The organism is Bradyrhizobium sp. USDA 4502 (genome assembly GCF_054063355.1).
Genome location: NZ_JBSSGF010000001.1, coordinates 3,642,164 through 3,660,992 on the forward strand (window position 1 = coordinate 3,642,164; position 18,829 = coordinate 3,660,992).

Sequence of the window (18,829 nt, forward strand, 5' to 3'; positions counted from 1 at the left end):
GTAGGCATACACTTGCAACAGCAATCCGATGCGCCAAAGGCGATGCGGACCACCGAGGTGATGAACGCGATCCGCGCCAAGGTGGCGAGCCGCGCGCTGGTCGCCGACGACCGCCTGCCCTCGATCCGCGGCCTCGCCGCGACCATGGGCGTCTCGCCCTCCACCGTCGTCGAGGCCTATGACCGCCTCGTCGCCGAGGGCCTGATCCGGGCCCGGCCCGGCTCCGGCTTCTATGTCTCGTCCGCGGCGCTGCCGCCGCTCGCGCTCGCAAAGGACCAGCCGCAGCGCGACCGCGCGGTGGATCCGTTCTGGGTGTCGCGGCAATCGCTCGATGCCGAGACCGGCGCGCTCAAACCCGGCTGCGGCTGGCTGCCCGCCGAGTGGATGCCGACCGAGGCGCTGCGGCGCGCGCTGCGCGGCCTCGCGCGGGCCGACGACGCCGTGCTCTCCGACTATGGCGCGACGCGCGGCTCGCTCACGCTGCGCCGGATCCTGATGGCGCGGTTTGCCGACGAGGGCCTCGAGGTGCCGCCCGAGCAACTCTTGCTGACCGCGTCCGGCACGCAGGCGATTGATCTCGTCTGCCGCTTCCTGCTGCGGCCGGGCGACACTGTGCTGGTCGACGATCCCTGCTATTTCAATTTCCGGGCGCTGCTGCGCGCGCATCAGGTTCGCATCGTCAGCGTGCCCTACACGGCATCGGGCCCCGATGTCGCCAGCTTCGAGGCGACACTCGCCGCCGAGCGGCCGCGGCTCTATGTCACCAACTCGGCGCTGCATAATCCGACCGGTGCGACGCTGTCGCCGCAGACCGCGCACCGCGTGCTGAATGCTGCGACAGCCTACGATCTCACCATCGTCGAGGACGACATCTTTGCGGACTTCGAGCCGGGGCCTTCGGCGCGGCTCGCCGCGCTCGATGGCCTGAGCCGCGTGATCCGGATCGGCAGCTTCTCCAAGACGCTGTCGGCATCGGTGCGCTCCGGCTTCATCGCGGCGCGAGCGGACTGGATCGAGGATCTCGTCGATCTCCAGGTCGCGACCGGTTTCGGCGGCCCCAGCGCGGTCGCCACCGAGATCATCGCCGGCGTGCTGTCGAGCGGTTTCTATCGCAAGCATGTCGAGGAGTTGCGCCGGCGCCTTGCCCGCGCCCGCCGCGACGTCGGCGACAAACTGCAGCGCATCGGCGTTACACCCTGGCTGATGCCGCGCGGCGGCTTCTATCTGTGGTGCCATCTGCCCGACGGGTGCGACTCCGCCGATGTGGCGCGGCTGGCGCTCGCGGACAATGTCGTGCTGGCGCCGGGCAACGTGTTCAGCGCCTCGCAGACGGCCGCCGCCTTCATGCGCTTCAACGTCGCGCAATGCCGCGACCCGAAACTGATGTCGACCTTGCAGCGGGCGATCGGGCGCCAATAGCGACGGCGCCCTACTCCCTCTCCCCGTTCTTACGGGGAGAGGGTTGGGGTGAGGGGCTGCTTCCTCTTGCACGGTGATAGCTGTGCCTGAGGAGAGTCCCCTCACCCGGAACGCATCTGCGATGCGTTCCGACCTCTCCCCGCACGCGCAGGGGTGTCCGGGGAATGATTCACTGTGTCGCGGTGCATGCTCGGCAGGACCGAGGCAAATCGGTCTTTTCTGGTTGTCGAGACACAGAGGGCCGAGCATGCGATATCGCGGTAGCATTTTTGGAAGGCTGCTTGAACCGATCAATCGACGGCAGTTTCAGACGGTTGTGGATCGTCTGGACGGGGATGCCTACGACAAGTCGTTCAGGAGCTGGGATCATCTGGTGGCGCTGATCTATGCCCAGCTTAGCGGCAACAGCAGTCTGCGCGGGGTGGTGACTGGCTTCAACGCCAATTCGCAGCATCACTATCACTTGGGAACCGGCAAGCTGTCGCGCTCGACGTTGTCCGATGCCAATGCCCGCCGTCCGATCGGCATTTTCGCGCAAACCTTTGCGGCGCTGTCGGCGATGGCGCGTCGCCAGCTGCGGAGTGAAGGCATGGAGATGGTGCGTCTGATCGACGCCAGTCCGATCCCGCTCGGCAAGGTCTGCAGTTGGGCGACGTGGAACGGCCGCATCCGCGGCATGAAGCGGCATGTCGTCTACGACCCAAGGAGCGATGTCCCGACCTGCGTCGAGATGACGGCCGCGAACGTCAATGACATCGAGATCGGCCGACAGACCCCAATCCAGCCCGCCACCACCTATGTGTTTGACAAGGGCTATTGCCGTTTCGACTGGTGGCAGAAGATCAATGATAGCAAGGCTTTCTTCGTTACCCGGGCGAAGACGAGCATCCGTCTTCGCTCGCTCAGGCATCGCGCCATCCGCAAGCGTAACGGGGATGGCTTCGAAATCCTTGCCGATGACGAGGTGAAGCTCACCAGCAAGGGCGATTCGCGCCTTCCAATCCCGCTCCGCCGCATCAAGATCAGACGCGAGAAAGGCGGCAAGATCACACTCCTGACCAACGACCTTGTCCGTAGCGCCGTCGAGATCGCCGCCCTCTACAAGAGCCGATGGCAAATCGAGCTGCTGTTCCGCTGGATCAAGCAGCATCTCGATATTCGCAAGTTCCTCGGCGCCAACGACAACGCGATCCGCCTTCAGGTGCTCGCTGCGATGATTGCCTACCTGCTGCTGCGCATCGCCGCTCACACCAACTGCATCAAAATGCTCCCGCTCAGGTTCGCCGAACTCGTCGGCCAGCTCCTGCTCACGCGTCGATCCCTCGCTGCCATCGACAAACCTCCGCCCATCAACCCCAGCCGTCGGAAATCAACCATCTCACCTGACCAGATGGAGCTCCGCTATGCCTGAATTTCCCCGGACACCCCTGCCGCACGCGGGGCGAGGTGAACGGAGTCCGCGCCGCCCCTACTTCTCTCCCACCTTGAACGGCTCCTCCTTGCCCGGCGGCACCGTCTCTTCGGCCATCGCCAGGATCATCGCCACCATCACGTAATTGCCGGCGACCGCGGTGAGGTCGACGATCTGCTGATCGTTGAAAATCTTCCTGGCCCGCGCATAGGTCTCGTCGGAGACCTTCTTGGTCGTGGTGAGCTCGGTGACGAAGTCGTACACGACCGCCTCGTCGTCGGCCATCTTCGACGGCCGGTTGCCGGCCTTGAGCTCGGCGATGACGTCGGGCGGCAGGCCGGCCTTGGCAGCGAGCGGCGCGTGCGCGAACCACTCGACCTGCGAGCGCCACTGCCGGCCGATGATCAGGATCGCGAACTCGTTCAGCCTGGTCGGTACCGAGGTCTGCCAGCGCAGATAATAGAACAGATCGTAGAGGCGCTGGCCGAGCACCGGGCTCCGGATCATCGGATTGTAGGGACCACCGATGCCGACGCTCGACACCTTCATGATCTGCTCGCCGAGCGGTTTTTGCAGGTCGCTGAGCTGCTCCATCGTGAGCTGCGGGAAGCGCGGCTCCTTGCTGGTGGCCGGCGCTGAAAACACCGTTGCCGCAAGCCAGCCGCCGGCCGCGGCCAGCGTGAGCGACGAGAGCCAGACTGTTGCTGAATGCATGATTCCTCCGCTTTGATTTATCGGAGGATGCTAGAGCATGGCGTCGCGCGCGACAAACGCAAAGCGTTTGCGCGGAGGTCAGCCCGTCACAGCGCGACGATATCGGTGAGGCATTGCTGCGTGACGCTCATCCGCGCGTCGGTCTGCGCCTGCGTCTTGCAGTCCATGTTCATCGCGAACACGGTGATGTCGGTGCCCTTCTCGGCCCAGCCGACCAGCCAGCCGAGCGAGCCGTGCTCCTTGTCGGTGAGGCCGGTCTTGGCGCGGATGACGGTCTCGCCGACTTTCGTCACCGGGAGAATGTCGCACACCAGCTGCTGGCTGCGCTTGCCGACCGGCAGCACGCCGCGGCGCAGCCGGTCGAGGAAATCGATCTGCTGCACCGGATCGATCCGCAAATTGCCGGTCACCCAGAACTGGTCGATGCCGCCGCCGATGTCGCGGTTGCCGTAGTCGATGATCTCGAGATATTTCTTCATCCGCTCCTCGCCGATGCGGCGGGCGATCTCCTGGAACACCGGAAACGCCGACACCGCGAGCGCGGAGCGCAGCGTGTGGTCCTTGTTCCAGGCCTCGATGCTGCGGGTTGTGCCGTCCCACTTGAAGACGTCCTTGTCGGGGTCCTGCACCACGCCGGTATCGAGCGCAATCAGCGCGTTCGCGATCTTGAAGGTCGAGGCCGGCAATTTGCCCTCGCCCGAGCGGACCTTGTCGCTGGCGATGATCAGATAGTCCTCGACCTTGTAGCCGACGAAGGTGCCCTCGGTTCCGAGCTCGAAGAAGCGCTTTTGCAGCTCCTCGCGAAACTCGCTGCGCTGATAGGACACGTTGGCGAAGCTGCGCGACGGCAGGATCGTGGCGGCAGCAAGCAGACCGAGCGCATGACGGCGATGGATCACGACAAGTCCTGGGCAGGTTCGCGTTGACGACGATGGTGGATGCCATCGTGGTGAAAGGATGGCAAGAAGACTCACTTGTCTGTCGCGTTTTCTTCACGCGAACCGGTGCCCGCTTCGCTCGAAAACGCGCCCGCTAGCGCGCCCGGCCCGACATCCGCAGCACGAACACCAGCACCTCGGCGACGGCCTTGTAGAGCTCGGCCGGAATCTCGTCGCCGAGCTCGACATTGGAGAGCGCGCCGGCGAGCACCTCGTTCTCCTCGATCGGGATGTCGTTGGCCTTGGCAACCTCGATGATCTTGGCGCCGATCGCGCCCTTGCCTTTTGCCACCACGCGGGGCGCGCCGGCGTGGTCGTAATGCAGCGCGACCGCGAGCTGGTTGTTGGCGTCGCTCACGATGCGCGGTCCAGGAAATGGCCGGCGCGCGCGGGCGCAGGTTGCGGCGGAGTGCCGTCGCGGATCTCGATATCGCCGGGCGCGAGCTCGGCCCTGGTCAGCGCCTGGCTCAGCTCGGAGACGCCGGCGCGCAGTTGCGCGGCGGTCGAGGGACGCTCGGCCCACATCCGCACCGAGGTGCGCTCGCCGTTCAGCGAGACCAACGCGTGCACCGGGCCGGCCGGCTCGACATCGAGCGTGAAGCGCGCGCGCCACACCCGCTTGGCGGCTTCGACCTCATTGCCGCCGCCATCGCGGGAAATCTCGAACTGCGCCATCGCCGTGCCCTGCGGGGTCAGGAACGGGATCTCGAAATTCCAGCGCGGCAGCATGGCGTCGAGCTGCGGGCGCGACCCGTCGCCGCGGTCCGGCAGCGAGGCGACCTGCAGCAGCGTCTGCCGCGCCAGCGCGGCGTCGGTGTTTTCCAGCAGGCGATGCGCGGCGGTCGCGAGCGGCGTGTTTGGCGCGATCGACGGCCCGGCGACGGCCTGCGCCGACGGCAACGCGCCGTGAAACGGCGGTGGCGGTGTGTTGCCGCGTACGGACACCTCGCCCGGCAGCAGCTCCCTCGGCACAGCGCCCTGCCGTGCGGGGTTGCCGAGCTCGTGCAGCGCTTCCTGAATGAGATTGAGCGCGCCGCCGGAGGACGGGCCGGCATCGAGCGCATCGGCGAGCGCCCCTGCGAGCCCTGTGGTGCCGCGGCCGACATCCTCGGCGACCGGCAGGCGAGCCTGCGGCAGCAGGATCTCCTGAACGTCGAGGTCTGGCGTGCCGGATGGCACGAGGCTCGGCGCCGTGGCGGCGCTGGCCTGCGCCGGTTGCTGGAGCGATGTGGTGGACGCCGGTCTGCCGGCATCACCGGCGCCAAGCGAGGTCAGCGCCTGGCGCAGCACGATCAGCGCGGCCTTCAGATCGGGCGCGCTGCCGCTCGCGGGTGCAATGCCCGCCGCGAGCGTCGCCTCGAACATCAGGCCGGATTTCTGGAAGCCGGCTTTCACGGCATCACCGCTCAGACCGTCGTCGAGGCCGGTCTGCTGCGCCAGTACCTGCGCGATCGCAGCTTGCAGCTTCGGCGGCAGATTGGCGGAGGCGACCGCGGCGAGATTCGCAAACAGCGGCGCCTGGCTGCCCTGCGCCGCAGCCGCGGTCTGGGCCGTCGCGGTGATGGTGACGCGCTCCAGCGGCGTCAATACAGCCTTCGGTGCCGTGGCGATCGGCTGGGCGGCATCGATGGTGTTGGCCGCTGCCGGCGACAGCCGTACGGCATCGCCGGTGTCAGGGCCCTGCCCGACCAGCTGCAGGCGGATGCCGTCATTGGTCTGCGACACCGCGAGCTGCAGGTTCTGGCCCTGCTGCAGCGGCACTTCGGTCTGGACGTCGATCGACAGGCTCGCGATCGCGATCCGCACCAGATCGGCGGACAGCACCTTCAGCACCCGCGCATTGACGACGCTGCCGGCCTCAAGCGTGAGGTCCGGCGCAACGCTGTCCGCCTCCTTCGAGGCGAGCACCGGCAGCACGGGATTGATGGCGAGTGCCATGTCGGAGGTCTCGGCCCTGCGCGAGGAACGTGCCGCAGGCTAGCCCGGCGCCGTAAACCCCTCGTTAACCGGCGGCCGGCTTGAGCTCCCTGAGCACGCCGGCGGCGGCCTTGAAATCGAGCTGGCGGGCGGCGCGGCGGGCGGCGACCTCCTCGTCGACGCCCCATTTCTCGATGTTCCAGTCCTCGTCGACATGGGCGGCGGCCCAGACCTGGTCCTCGTCGCGGACGCCATGCGCCAGCGCCAGCGCCAGCAGCGCCGAGCCGGTCAGCGTCGTCACCACATGGAGCGCCGCGACCGACCATGGGTCGGTCGGGAACGCCGCCCGCGCCGCCTTGATCGCAGGCTCGGGCTGGCCGACATGCATCACCCCCTCGGCCATCACGAAATGGGCGCCGAGCGCGTCGGCGGCCCAGAACAGGATCGGATCCCAGTGTTGGGCCTCGCGCGCCACCAGCGTCTCGGGATGGCCGGCGCGATAGAACAAGAGGTCGCTGCCGAGGAACTTGGCCGCATCGTCGGCGACCTCGTCGACGCGATCGATCACCCCCTCGATCACGCTGTTGGCAAGCCGCGTCAGCGGCATGGTCATGGGATCGATGGTCTCGCCCTGCGCATTCCATTCCGCCGCAACCGCGTCCGCAATGGCCCGCGTCGGCACCGCGATCGGCTTGCCGGACGGCGTGCGGATCGGCTTGCCGTCGAGGGTGATCGAAAATCCGCCATCGGCCTCGGCGACGCCGGCGCTGGTGTAGAACCGCTTGCGCTGGGGCGTGCGGATGTGGCGCCGCACCGCCTCCTGCGGATCGAACGGAGATTGTTCTGGGACATCGTCGAAAAGTTCGCGCATCGCGCCGGGTAGCTTTCGTTCAAAGGGATTTCCCTGCAAGATATGTCAGGGGCAACGGCAAATAAAGCTGATGGGACGCGGCAAATTCCTTGCGGGTTTTTCGCTGGTTGCGGCGGTTTTCGCCGCCGCCACAGCCTGTGCCGGGTTCCGTTCGCCGGAATCCCTGATCCGCAACGTCTACGCCCATTATGGGCGAGGCAGCGCCGAATATTCCAACGGCCTGCCGCGCGACGAGGAAACGGCTCGCCGATTCTTCGATCCCACCCTGCGCGGTGCCTGGACCGCGCTGCACGATGCGCCCTACGATTTTCTGGTGCAGAGCCCGACCTGGCGGCTCGGCCCGATCTCGATCGCAATCCCGCGCCGGCAGTTCGACAAGACCGACGTGACGGTGACATTCGACAATGAAGGCCGCGCCGTCACGCTCAACTTCATCGTCGTCAACGGTCCCGACGGCTGGGTGATTTCGGATGTCGAGAGCCCGCACGATTCCTTGCGGACGTTTCTGACGCAGTTTCGGCGGTAGGAGACTGCCCTTGCCCTTCCGGCGATCGCTGCTCCACCGGCCAAAAGTCGGCAGCCATATCGGCTACAAGCTTATGCTTGGACGCTGCCGCTTGGCCCGCCTCGTGATCATGTCCGCCTACCTGTTCCGGTCACCACCAAGAAGATTCTTGTAGACCTTCCCATCTTTCATGATGACCAAGAAGTTCTTCGCCGGATCCTCGATCAGCTTGATGTTGTCGATTGGATTGCCATCGACCAGCAGAAGGTCGGCGAACGCGCCTTCCTCCACCACGCCCAGCTTGCCTGGATATGGATTTCGAAGCCCGGACAGACCGAGCAATTCTGCATTCGTCGATGTCGCCATGATGAGCGCCTCAGCCGGCGTGTACCATCGCGTGAGGGCTGACAGCATGGCGCCTTGCCGGTCGGCGAGTGCCTTCGAGAACAAAACGTCGGTACCGAAGGCCGTCTTCAACTTGTACTTCTTGGCAAAGCCGTAGACCCGGTCGGTGCCGGCAACAACCTGCCGCATCTTGTCCTGCTCCGCAGGTCCAAGGGCGCTGGCGCCCGACATATCGAGGAAGGGCTGGGTGCTCAGCCAAATTCCCTTCTCGGCCATCAGGCGGGCCGACGCGTCGTCCATCAAATGACCATGCTCGATACACTTGACCCCCGCTGCGATCGATCGCTGGATCGCGACCGGCGTGTAGGCGTGTACGACGGCATAAGTACCCCAGTTCTCCGCAGCCTCGACCGCGGCGCGCAACTCCGGTTCAGTGAACGTGGACACATCGAGCGGGCTGAACGGCGACGCCACCCCACCGCCCGCCGTGAGCTTGACCTGCGTAGCCCCTTGCATGAGCTGCTCGCGCGCGCGCACGCGAACTTCATCCGGGCTGTCCGCGACCATGGCGCCGCCTATCCTCTCCATGCGGCTGAGCATGCCGCCGATTGTTCTGGGCAGATCGGACAGCGGCCGGAAGTCGCCATGGCCGCCGGTGATGGTGATCATGGCACCGGATGGGTAGATGCGGGGACCGACGACGAGACCTTCGTCGATCGCCCGCTTGAGGGAAAAGGCCGGCCCGCCCATGTCGCGAATGGTGGTGAAGCCACGCATGAGGGTGGCCGTTGCCTCGGCGGCCGCAAGAAGATTGATGTAACCGATGTCGCTGGCCATCACGGCCGCCGGCGTCGGGCGTACCAGCAATGCATGCCAGTGCGCGTCGATCAGCCCGGGCATCAGCACCCGTCCGTCGCCGGCAATCACCTGAGCGTCGGCCGCAATCGGCCCAGTCGAAATTTTCTCGATCTTGTTGTTCCGGATCAGCACATTGGACGGCCCGGACAGCGCGCCATTCCTGCCGTCGAAAATGCGCACGTTCTGAAACAGTACGCCACCATCCTGCTGAGCTTGCGCTGGCAGCAAGGCGATGAGGCTCATCACAATCGACGCAACCAGCGCCGAAACTCTCACGCCCTTCCTCAAACCTGACATGTCCACTCTCCGCCGATGGCTCATCGCGCGAGACCGTCATTGATCTCGCGAGGAGCCGACTTGATTTCAGACGATTAATGAGAGTTCTGCTGCTCCCTGGAGGATCGACGGCCTATTGAGCCGCTCTGGCGGCAGGCTGTAAAGCGTAAGTCAGCCATCCGATGCCATGAGACAGCAGATCGATCCCCAGCAGCAGCCCGAGCACCCACAGCCCGGTCGCCGGAAATCCCGTCAGAATGACGAGGCCGGCCAGAACGCCAAACAGCCCGGATGCGAGCATGATCCAGCCGGACTGCTGCCAATGGCCGATGCCGACCAGCATGCGCACAATCCCGGAGACTAAAAGCATGAGACCGAGGGCATAGGTCAGGAGCAGCGCGCTCGCCACCGGTTGACTGAGCAGAACGATTCCGCAGGCAAGGTAGAGCACCCCCAGCACAAGCTGCCACACGAATCCACCCCAGCCCTTGGTCCAGAAGGCGTGCAGGATTTCGAACCCGCCGGCAACAATGGCCGTCCAGCCGATAAAGATGGCGCTGATCACGGTGAAAAGCACGACATCTCCCAGGACCAGAAGGCCCGCGGCGATCATAACGAGGCCCAGCAGCACGCAGACCCATAAGGGCGGGCCAGGCAGGCCGCGGAGCATCGTGGAACTGTTCTCATAGGTAGCCATGTCGTCCTCCTTGATCCCAGGCAGCCATGGCCCGGTCGCGCGCAACCGGGCCACTCGAGCTGCCGGAGCTTGTGCCTGCCCTCACCAGCGCCATCCACAGCGGCGGCGACCTCTGTGCCACCAACAGACCCAGCGGCGCCGGCGATGCCAGCGGCGGCGCGGTGGCGGAGGACGCGGGCGCGGTGGTGGTCGGGCGACGACCATATGAAGCGGCCGCACGGGACCACCCGTCTTCGCGACGAGGGCATCTTCAGGGACGAGTGGCAGCGCCTTGGCCGCCTGCGTCAGCAAGCCGGTTCCGAGACCAACGGCTGCGACGCCGCCGAGCATTTTCCTGAGCACGATGCGACGATCGAGTTCATCCATATCTGGCACCTCGTTCTTGCAGAGACCTTCTTGCCCCGCGGCGCCCGACATCCGATCAGGTCGATCGCTCGCGCTCGCCGGTCGCTCCGTCGTCCGGTATTTCGCCTGGCCGATAATTCGGCAGCCGTCCCGCGGGAATGACCGCAAGCAGTGCGAGGCCGGCCATGATCAGCAACCCGATCTTCAAAGCGCGCAGGCGCGCTTCGGTGTTGACCCGGACGGCTTCCTCGACCTGCTGTGGCGTACCGCTCGTGCCTTCGAGTACGCTGCGCAGCCGGTCATTGCTGACGAAAGTGATGTTGCCGAGATCAACCTGGCTCTGAAGCTCCTTGGTCAGCACCGGACTGGCCGCAATCCTGCCGAGCGCGATCGTGCTCAAAAGACCGACCAGAAGAGCTCCGGCGACCGCGGTGCCGACTGCGGCCGCCAGATTCTGTGTGGTTCCGCGCAACGACCCGACGTCCCCGGCCAATGCCTTGGGTGAGGCCGTGACCAGAACGTTGAACAGCAATGTCACCAGCGAGCCCTGGCCGATGCCGAACAGCACCAGTCCGAGCAGAACGGGAATCTCGCTCCAGTCGTTGCGCACGACGAACGCGAGCCACAGCAACGCGACGGTACAGAGGCCAAAGCCGAAGCGTCCGATCTGGCGAGGCGTCAGCTTGTCGTAGAGATTGACGATCATCATCGCCGAGAGGAAAACGGTCAGATTGAAGGGCATCATCGCGATCGCCGTCGCGATTGGTGAACGTCCCTGCACGATCTGGATGTAGAGCGGCACCGTGAAGTTCAGCGCGGCCTCGAGCGCCACGACCGCGAATAGCGCGTAGACGGCGCTCCTCTCCTCCGGTGAATCGATCACCTCCAACGCCAGCAAAGGCGTCCTCCCCGCGGCCTGCTGGCGATGGGTCCACATCAGGAATGCCTGCCCGAGCACAATGCCAAGCACGATCAGGACCGGCGCCGGCGAGACGCCCAGCAATTCGAATGGCGCGTTAGCGGTCGCCAGGATCACGCCCCAACTGTTCAGATTATTGAATCCGAAGCTGATGAAGATGATCGCGCTCGCGGCAAGAGCGACCCCGATCAGGTCGATCTGGACATCCGCGCGACCGCGGTCCGGCCGCAGGCGGAAACTCAGAGCGAAAGCGATCGCCGAGGCAACGATGAGAACTCCAAACGCGGGGCGCCAGCCGATATAGGTGCCGAGCAACCCGCCGACGACAAATGCCAGCACGCCGGCGGCAGCCCGCGCCGAGCCAAGCGCGCCAAGGGCCGTCGCCTGCTGGCGTCCGGCATAATTCTCGGCAATCAGCGCGACGAGCGAGGGCACGATCACCGCGCCCGCAGCGCCGCAAAGCGCCTGAGCGGAAATCATGACGGAGGCCGTGGGGCTGAACGTCATCGCAATCTGCGCTATCAGGAAAAGCACGACGGCGGCACGAAATACCTGCACCGCCCCGAACCTTTGGGCGAGCTTGGCGCCAAGCATCACGAACCCGGCGACAAGCATCGAGTAAGCCACGATTCCAGTCGCGACGGTGGTCGGCGGCACGCCGAAGCTGGCCACCATTCCCCCCATCGCAACCGGCAACGACGCGACGTTGAACGACATGATCATCTGGCCGAACGCAATCGCGACCATGGGCACCCATGATGCGCGCTCTTCCTGATGAATGTCGCCGATCGAGATTGCTTGCGTTGCCATCGCGTCCTCCAACCTGCCCGACGTTGCGATCGATCGGGCCACGGCTCGACCGATCTTCAGTGCCTCTTGTTCACTCGTCCGGTTGGGACACGAACAGATCCATGCCCAGTCTTTGCGACAGGAACTTCGCGGCGAGCTGCCCTCGCACGCTGTTGCCGGCCGCATCCAGTGGCGGCCCGAAAGTGCCGAAACCACCCTTTCCCGGAGACACCGCGACGATGCCTCCACCAATGCCGCTTTTGCCGGGCAGACCGATGTCGTACAGCCAGTCGCCCGACGTCTCGTACAGTCCGGCAGTGACCATGACCGCCAATGCATAGTGGCACACGGCCGCATCGACCACCCGCTGCCGGGTCACCGGATTCACGCCACCATCGGCCAGCGTCGCACCCATCACGGCGAGATCCCTGGCGCTCACATTCAGCGAACACTGCCGGGTGTAGAGATCGGTCGCCTGCCTGGCGTCGCAGTAGATCCGGTCGTAGCTCTCCAGCAACCGCGCGATGCTTCGATTGCGAAAATTGGTCTTGGATGCCGATGCGTAGACTTCCTCGTTGAGCGAAAGCTTGCGGCCCGCGAAGCGCGAGAGACCGTCATGGATGAACCGCCATTGCTCGTCAGCGCTCGAGCCCGGCACAAGGCTTGTGGTCGCGATCGCGCCTGCGTTCACCATGGGGTTGGTGCGCCCGGCTCCATGCTCGATCGCCGCCAGTGAATTGAACGGCAGCCCGGTCGCGTTCGCGCCCAGTTTTGCACGAGCCTCTTCAGGGCCGATGGCCTCGCACACCAATGCGAATACGAATGGCTTCGATACACTCATGATCGAGAATTCGTATTCGGTATCGCCCGCGCCGTAGACACGTCCGCTGGTACCGGCCACGCAGACGCCGAACAGTTCACTCGGCACCCTGGCCAGGGCCGGATAAACCTGCGAATTGGTCCCTTCGCTGTTCGACTTGAAGCGCTGATGCGCTTGAGACACGAGCTCCTGCACCATCTCGGGTTCGGGCAAGTGCCCGGTCGAGATGTAGGGCCGCTCCGCTTGTTCCGCGATCGAAGGCGGCCGCATTGGCTGTCCTTCCGGATTTCGACCTTATTGCTTCAGGTCTTCTAGTCGGCAACCAGAAGTAGGCGCCCAAAAATCCACGGAGTCAACGATCCGCTCCCGCAGCCTTTGCAATGCTTGCGTTGGTCCAGAACACTTTACGACAAATGCGCTGAACGCATTGCGTATCGCGGAATCGCAGCGCCGTTGCGCGATGCACATTCGATACAGTCATGCGACGTTTCGGCGCGGCTAGGTAAGCAAGATTGTCCAATCGCCCGCGGCGCAATTGAATCAAAAGAGAAGTCATCATGGCAGCAACGAGCGATTTCCATCATTGGCACGCGAGAGTACGATCATCGTGTGCGGATGTGAGCCCGCCGCTTGTCCAAGCAACACCGGCCCGCGGCGACGGTGGAATGACCGCATCACTTGCAGAGTGAGGTTGATCATGGTGGCGCGCGCAAGCGACGGACAGCTTCTGTTGGTAAAGAAGCTTGGTGGGCTTATTGCTATCCTTGTTGGCTGCTTGCTGACAGCAGTCGGTGTGACATTCGAATCGACAAGCACAATTGTCGTCGGTGTCCTGCTTCTTGTGCTCGGAGCGGCCCTGCTCACGCTCAAGATCATGAGACGAAATCAAAGCGGTCCGTTTGGATAGCCAGACAGATTCGCAATTTCGACAGCCCTGAACCGGATCGCCGCGCCTTCGCCGGCCGATGCCGCTTGCCCGTTCGAACTCGCACCGGCGCGATAACAATTTCCTCCGTTTTGTTCGGAGGACTGCTCGCCTTCGTGAGGGGAATGCAGGACCGTCACTACGTGAGGCCCTGCCGTCGTGAATGACGACGCGAGTTCCGCCGGTTGCCGTGGCCCGCACGTCTCGTGCATCGACACGGTGCGTCGATCAGACCATGCCCCGCCGTCGTCCGACGGTTGGCGCAGGACCGCGAACAGGTGGCAGGATCGGCACACCGAAAAAATTTTCGTCGATTGCCTGCGCGTCGCCGTATCTCCGCAATTCAGTCGGTGAATGCCCATCCGATTGATCGCTCAGCAGGTTTGAACGTCGCGCCCATTTCTGCGTCGAAGTGCCGCAAGTTTCTGTCATCTGCGTGTTAAAAACCTGCCAGATTCCGGCAACAACGCACCGCTAGCCTCACGGCACCAAACAGAAGCATTTGCCGACCCTTGCGGTCGCAAGACGTGGACCGACGTCACGCGTGGCGCCGGTAGCGCGCTTGCGCGCCTGTGGCGGCGTATTGGCGGGGCGGCGTGGCACGACGACTTTCGACCGTTTGTTGTGTCATCGTCGCGGCCTGCCTCGGGCTCGCCGCGAGCGGCATGACGGCATGGCTCGGCGCGACGGGCTTGCAGGATGCGCCGCGCATGCAGCAGGACGTGTGTGCGCGGCCCGAACCCGGAAGCGCGATCGCGGAGCCGGCGGAATTGCGCAGCCGCGACGGCGTTCTCGAAACCGGCCTCACGATCCACGATCAGAAACTGCCGGATGGCACGAGCCGCTACTGCTATTTGACGCCGGACGGCAAACCGTCGCCGACGCTGCGCGTGAGGCCCGGCGATCAGCTGGTCATTCATCTCAAGAACGACCTCGTCGACCTCGACACGGCAACGCCTGCGATCGACCGCCCGCTCGCCGGCGCGCCGATCTGCACGGCGAAAAAGCCGGCAGACATTTGCGAGAGCGGCGCGATGACGCCAGTCTCGACCAATCTGCACTTCCACGGGCTGACCGTGCCGCCGGTCTGCCACCAGGATGAGGTGCTGAACACCTCGATCCAGCCTGATGATGCGCCGTTCGACTATCGCCTGCGCATTCCGGGCGACGCGCCGCCCGGCCTCTATTGGTATCACCCGCATCTGCACGGCCACAGCAAGACGCAGGTGCTCGGCGGCGCTTCCGGCGCCATCATCGTCGAAGGCATCGAGCGCGCCGATCCACAGCTCGCCGGCCTGCCCGAGCGCGTGCTCGTGATCCGCGACCAGGATCTGGTCAGTCCCGACGCGCCGCCGTCAAAATTCGAGCCGGTTATGACCAAGAGCCAGCTCGACAATGATGGCGACGTCGCCAATTCCGGCACCGGCTTCGGCAAGCCGTCGAAGGATCTCTCCGTCAATTTCGTGCCGGTGCCCTATCCGAACTATCCGCCGGCCAGGCTCACGATGAAGCCCGGCGAGCGGCAGCTCTGGCGCGTGCTGAACGCGTCCGCGATCACCTATCTCAACCTCGTGCTGCTGGTCGGCCGCGCGCCGCAGCAAATCGGCATCGTCGGGCTCGATGGCGTGCCGTTGCAGTTCGACGGCAGCCCATCGCCGTCGGTGCAATGGGTCAACCATATCGGCCTGCCGCCGGGCTCGCGCGCCGAGTTCATCGTCGAAGGACCGCCGGCCGGCGCACAGGCCTTGCTGGTGACGCGCGCGGTCGACACCGGGCCCGCCGGCGAAAACGACCCCAACCGCGCGCTGGTGGCGATCACGGCATCAGCCGATGCAAGCGAACCGCAGGCCGCACTGGCCGCGCACGCTGAGCCGCTGCCCCGCTCCGAGCGGCCGTGGCTCGGAAACGTCGCCCCGGTGCGCGTCAGGAAACTGTTCTTCTCCGAGCAGCCGGAGAACCCGAACGATCCGAACAGCCCGACCAGGTTCTTCATGACCCTCGACGGCGAGACGCCGAAGCCGTTCGATCCGCATTCTGACGTGCCCGACATCACCGTGCAGCAGGGCGACGTCGAGGATTGGATCATCGAGAACCGCTCGATGGAGCTGCACGATTTCCATATCCATCAGCTTCACTTCCAGCTGCTCGACTGGTCCGGCGTCGCCGTCAACGAGCCGTTCCTGCGCGATACCGTCAATGTGCCCTACTACAACAGCCGGATGCTGAAATATCCGAGCGTGCGCCTGCGCATGGATTTCCGCGATCCCAACATCGTCGGCACCTTCGTCTACCACTGCCACGTCCTCGAGCATGAGGACGGCGGCATGATGGGACGGATCAAGGTCGTGCCGCGAGACGCCGCAAGTTCCATCAAGCCGCCCAATCAGCAAAAAGGAGAGCTCTAATGCGCGACAGGCACAAGTCACGTTGGCTGCAAGGTTGCCGCCTTACCCTCAGCGCGCTTGCGCTAGGCCAGTTCACCGCCGGCCCGGTGCTTGCGGAGGATTGGAATCATCACGGTGGACACGAGGCGCGGTCGCCGATCAAGCACGTGATCGTCATCATCGGCGAGAACCGCAGCTTCGACCACGTGTTCGCGACCTACGTGCCTGAACGGCGCGGCGAAAGCGTGTTCAACCTGCTGTCGCAGGGCATCGTCAAGCTCGATGCCAACAAGAACGCGATCCCCGGGCCCAACTTCGAAAAGGCGCATCAGCAGGCCGCGACCGATACCGGCCTGAACGATGCGTTCCTGCTGAGCCCGCCGAAGCAGGACTTCCCCAGGGATCAATTGCCGGCTCCGCTGGTCGGCGGCCCCAAGGTCTCCTACATCCCGAACCAATGCGGCAGCTCGCCGATCACCACGTGCGAGGCATCGCTGGCGCTGGCGCAGCAGTCGGAATCCGGCCTGCCGTCCGAATACTACCAGTATCTGCTGACCGGCGGCACCGGCCAAACCTCGCAGACCCCCGACCAGCGCATCACCAATGTCAGCGCGCTGCCGGCCGGTCCGTTCCAGCTCACCAACAACGATGCCATGCCCTACGACGCCTATGCGGCGAGCCCGGTGCATCGCTTCTACCAGATGTGGCAGCAGCTGAACTGCAACCACTCGGCGGCCAGCCGCGACAATCCGTCGGGCTGCGGCAACAATCTGTTCGCCTGGGTTGAAGTCACCGTCGGCGCCGGCGCCAACGGCGCGGCACAGCCCTCCAACTTCTCCACCGACTATTCGCCGACGGCAACGACCACGGGCGAGGGTTCGACCGCGCTCGGCTTCTACAATGTGCAGAAGGGTGACGCGCCCTACTTCACCTCGCTCGCGCAGAAATATGCGATGAGCGACAACTTCCACCAGTCCGTCAACGGCGGCACCGGTGCCAATCACATCATGTTCGGCCATGCCGACATGCTTTACTTCAGCGACACCTACGGCAACGCCGCCGTGCCGCCGAACGGCGTGCAGGTGTTCGGCGGCACGCCCGACGCCGGCATCGTGCATCAGATCGAGAACCCGAATCCGGCCATGGGTACCAACAACTGGTACACCGAGGACGGTTACGGCGCTGGCGGCAATGGCGGCTTCGCGCCGCCCTACCAGACCAATCCGGTGTCCGGCGGCGGCTCCTACAGCGACTGCTCGGATCCGGGCCAGCCCGGCGTCAAGCCGATCCTCGACTATCTGAAGGGACTCCGGATCAATCCGAATTGCGAACCTGGCCACTATTATCTCTTGAACAACTACAACCCGGGCTATTTCGGCAACGGCAAGAACGCCTACACCGACACCAATCCCTCCAACACGCCGTTCACGATCCCGCCGTCGACCCGCAAGAGCATCGGCGACAGCCTGAACGAGCGCAACATCTCCTGGAAGTATTACGGCGACCAGTGGAACAACTACGTCAACGACCCCTACCAGCTCAACTGGGGCGTAGCCGGACCGAACGCCGACGAGTACTGCAACATCTGCAATCCGTTCCAGTACGACACCTCGATCATGACGCACCCGGAGCAGGTCGCAGCCCATATCAAGGACTCGGTTGATCTGTACTCCGACCTCTCCAAGCACGCGCTGCCGGCGGTCTCCATCGTCAAGCCGAGCGGCTTCACCGACGGCCACCCGGCGTCGTCCAAGCTCAACCTGTTTGAGGGCTTCGTGAAGAAGATCGTCGACCAGGTCGAGGGCTCCGACTACGCCAAGGACACCGCGATCTTCATCACCTTCGACGAAGGCGGCGGCTACTTCGACTCAGGCTATGTGCAGCCGCTCGATTACTTCGGCGACGGCACGCGTATTCCGCTGATCGTGGTGTCGCCGTTCGCGCGGCAGGGCCATATCTCGCATGAATATTCCGATCACGTCTCGATCATCAAATTCATCGAGCGGAACTGGGACCTGCAGCCGATCACGCATCGCAGCCGCGACAACTTCCCGAACCCGGTTGCGACACCCGGCAATCCCTATGTTCCGGTCAACAGCCCGGCGATCAGCGACCTGTTCGACTTCTTCGACTTCGACGGTGGCGGCCATCATCATGGTGACGGCAACGATCAGGGCGGCAACTGGAACCACTGAAGACGTACCTCGCCACACAACAATCCGCCGGCCCAAAGGCCGGCGGATTTCATTTTGCGCCAAGCAGGATGTCAGATGTTCGGATCAGGACCGATATCGGTCCAAGCGGCATCGGGTGCCGCCCTATTCCGCTGTCGAGGTTCTAATCGCGGTGGTTGGCGCAGGATCGCGAATAGGCTGCACGCTCGGCCTGGTTCAGGCCGGCGGCGGCGGCCTCGTCGAGGCACCGGCTGACGCGGTCGCCGAACGAGCTGCGCGGCCGCGAACGCAGGCTCGGCTGCGTCGGCGCGTCCATCCTGGGGATCGCCGGCACCTCGATCCGCGGCGGAGGCGGAGGCTGAGGGACCGGCGGATCCCACGTCGAGCGGCCGGGCGCAAGAATTTGCGCGCTTGCCGCGCCGATGGCCCAGAGCAGAATGCCGGCAACAATCAGGGATCGCTTCATAGCCTATATGTCGTGACGCGGCAGCAACGGTTCAAGTGAACGCACCAAGCGTCAAT

At 64.6% G+C, this 18,829-nt stretch carries 16 protein-coding genes; 6 read left to right on the plus strand and 10 right to left on the minus strand.

Annotation, left to right across the window (positions count from 1 at the left end; all coding sequences use genetic code 11):
- Positions 1–60 precede the first annotated feature (60 nt).
- Together ACVW1B_RS16840 and ACVW1B_RS16845 are read left to right on the plus strand one after the other, a co-directional pair.
- The gene (locus ACVW1B_RS16840; protein WP_253609990.1) at positions 61–1,419 is read left to right on the plus strand and encodes an aminotransferase-like domain-containing protein; all 1,359 of its coding nucleotides are present in this window, start codon (positions 61–63) and stop codon (positions 1,417–1,419) included.
- A 247-nt stretch (positions 1,420–1,666) separates the two neighbouring features.
- The gene (locus ACVW1B_RS16845; RefSeq protein ID WP_456821808.1) at positions 1,667–2,830 is read left to right on the plus strand and encodes an IS4 family transposase; all 1,164 of its coding nucleotides are present in this window, start codon (positions 1,667–1,669) and stop codon (positions 2,828–2,830) included.
- A 57-nt stretch (positions 2,831–2,887) separates the two neighbouring features.
- Here the strand turns inward: ACVW1B_RS16845 and ACVW1B_RS16850 are convergent, their stop codons facing one another.
- The 5 genes from ACVW1B_RS16850 to ACVW1B_RS16870 form a co-directional block, all read right to left on the minus strand.
- On the minus strand, positions 2,888–3,544 hold the full coding sequence (locus ACVW1B_RS16850) for a carboxymuconolactone decarboxylase family protein (protein WP_225646182.1): 657 nt from the start codon (positions 3,542–3,544) through the stop codon (positions 2,888–2,890).
- A gap of 86 nt (positions 3,545–3,630) precedes the next feature.
- The gene (gene blaOXA / locus ACVW1B_RS16855; RefSeq protein WP_253608232.1) at positions 3,631–4,443 is read right to left on the minus strand and encodes a class D beta-lactamase; all 813 of its coding nucleotides are present in this window, start codon (positions 4,441–4,443) and stop codon (positions 3,631–3,633) included.
- Between the two features lie 133 nt (positions 4,444–4,576).
- Positions 4,577–4,840, minus strand: coding sequence for an EscU/YscU/HrcU family type III secretion system export apparatus switch protein (locus ACVW1B_RS16860; RefSeq protein ID WP_253608231.1), 264 nt, complete (start codon positions 4,838–4,840; stop codon positions 4,577–4,579).
- Positions 4,837–6,420 (minus strand): flagellar hook-length control protein FliK, encoded by a 1,584-nt coding sequence (gene fliK, locus ACVW1B_RS16865; RefSeq protein WP_253608230.1) that lies wholly within the window; start codon positions 6,418–6,420, stop codon positions 4,837–4,839. The genes ACVW1B_RS16860 and fliK overlap by 4 nt, the downstream gene beginning before the upstream one ends.
- Positions 6,421–6,484: 64 nt before the next feature.
- On the minus strand, positions 6,485–7,270 hold the full coding sequence (locus tag ACVW1B_RS16870; protein ID WP_253608229.1) for an ATP12 family chaperone protein: 786 nt from the start codon (positions 7,268–7,270) through the stop codon (positions 6,485–6,487).
- Between the two features lie 70 nt (positions 7,271–7,340).
- Between ACVW1B_RS16870 and ACVW1B_RS16875 the strand changes: the two genes are divergently transcribed.
- A complete protein-coding gene (locus ACVW1B_RS16875) occupies positions 7,341–7,796 on the plus strand; it encodes a hypothetical protein (RefSeq protein ID WP_092090144.1) in 456 nt (151 codons plus the stop codon).
- 117 nt (positions 7,797–7,913) lie between these two features.
- Here ACVW1B_RS16875 and ACVW1B_RS16880 read toward each other — a convergent pair whose 3' ends face one another.
- From ACVW1B_RS16880 to glsA, 4 genes are all read right to left on the minus strand, one after another.
- Positions 7,914–9,221: a metal-dependent hydrolase family protein gene (locus tag ACVW1B_RS16880; protein WP_309145050.1), complete on the minus strand. Its 1,308-nt coding sequence runs from the start codon at positions 9,219–9,221 to the stop codon at positions 7,914–7,916.
- 166 nt (positions 9,222–9,387) lie between these two features.
- Positions 9,388–9,951: an HdeD family acid-resistance protein gene (locus tag ACVW1B_RS16885; protein ID WP_253608227.1), complete on the minus strand. Its 564-nt coding sequence runs from the start codon at positions 9,949–9,951 to the stop codon at positions 9,388–9,390.
- Positions 9,952–10,372: 421 nt separating this feature from the next.
- Positions 10,373–12,025 carry an MFS transporter gene (locus ACVW1B_RS16890; protein ID WP_229161319.1) on the minus strand — a complete coding sequence of 551 codons (1,653 nt, stop codon included), beginning with the start codon at positions 12,023–12,025 and terminating at the stop codon, positions 10,373–10,375.
- 70 nt (positions 12,026–12,095) lie between these two features.
- Positions 12,096–13,094, minus strand: a complete 999-nt coding sequence (gene glsA, locus ACVW1B_RS16895; RefSeq protein WP_168857031.1) for a glutaminase A — start codon at positions 13,092–13,094, stop codon at positions 12,096–12,098.
- Positions 13,095–13,521: 427 nt separating this feature from the next.
- On the opposite strand from glsA, the gene ACVW1B_RS16900 reads away from it, so the two are divergent.
- The 3 genes from ACVW1B_RS16900 (at position 13,522) to ACVW1B_RS16910 (ending at position 18,328) form a co-directional block, all read left to right on the plus strand.
- Positions 13,522–13,731, plus strand: coding sequence for a hypothetical protein (locus ACVW1B_RS16900; protein WP_038375549.1), 210 nt, complete (start codon positions 13,522–13,524; stop codon positions 13,729–13,731).
- Between the two features lie 614 nt (positions 13,732–14,345).
- On the plus strand, positions 14,346–16,154 hold the full coding sequence (locus tag ACVW1B_RS16905; protein ID WP_253608226.1) for a multicopper oxidase family protein: 1,809 nt from the start codon (positions 14,346–14,348) through the stop codon (positions 16,152–16,154).
- Positions 16,154–18,328, plus strand: a complete 2,175-nt coding sequence (locus ACVW1B_RS16910) for an alkaline phosphatase family protein (protein ID WP_253608225.1) — start codon at positions 16,154–16,156, stop codon at positions 18,326–18,328. The genes ACVW1B_RS16905 and ACVW1B_RS16910 overlap by 1 nt, the downstream gene beginning before the upstream one ends.
- 142 nt (positions 18,329–18,470) lie before the next feature.
- On the opposite strand, the gene ACVW1B_RS16915 is transcribed toward ACVW1B_RS16910, so the two are convergent.
- A complete protein-coding gene (locus ACVW1B_RS16915) occupies positions 18,471–18,773 on the minus strand; it encodes a hypothetical protein (RefSeq protein ID WP_225160323.1) in 303 nt (100 codons plus the stop codon).
- Positions 18,774–18,829: the final 56 nt, after the last annotated feature.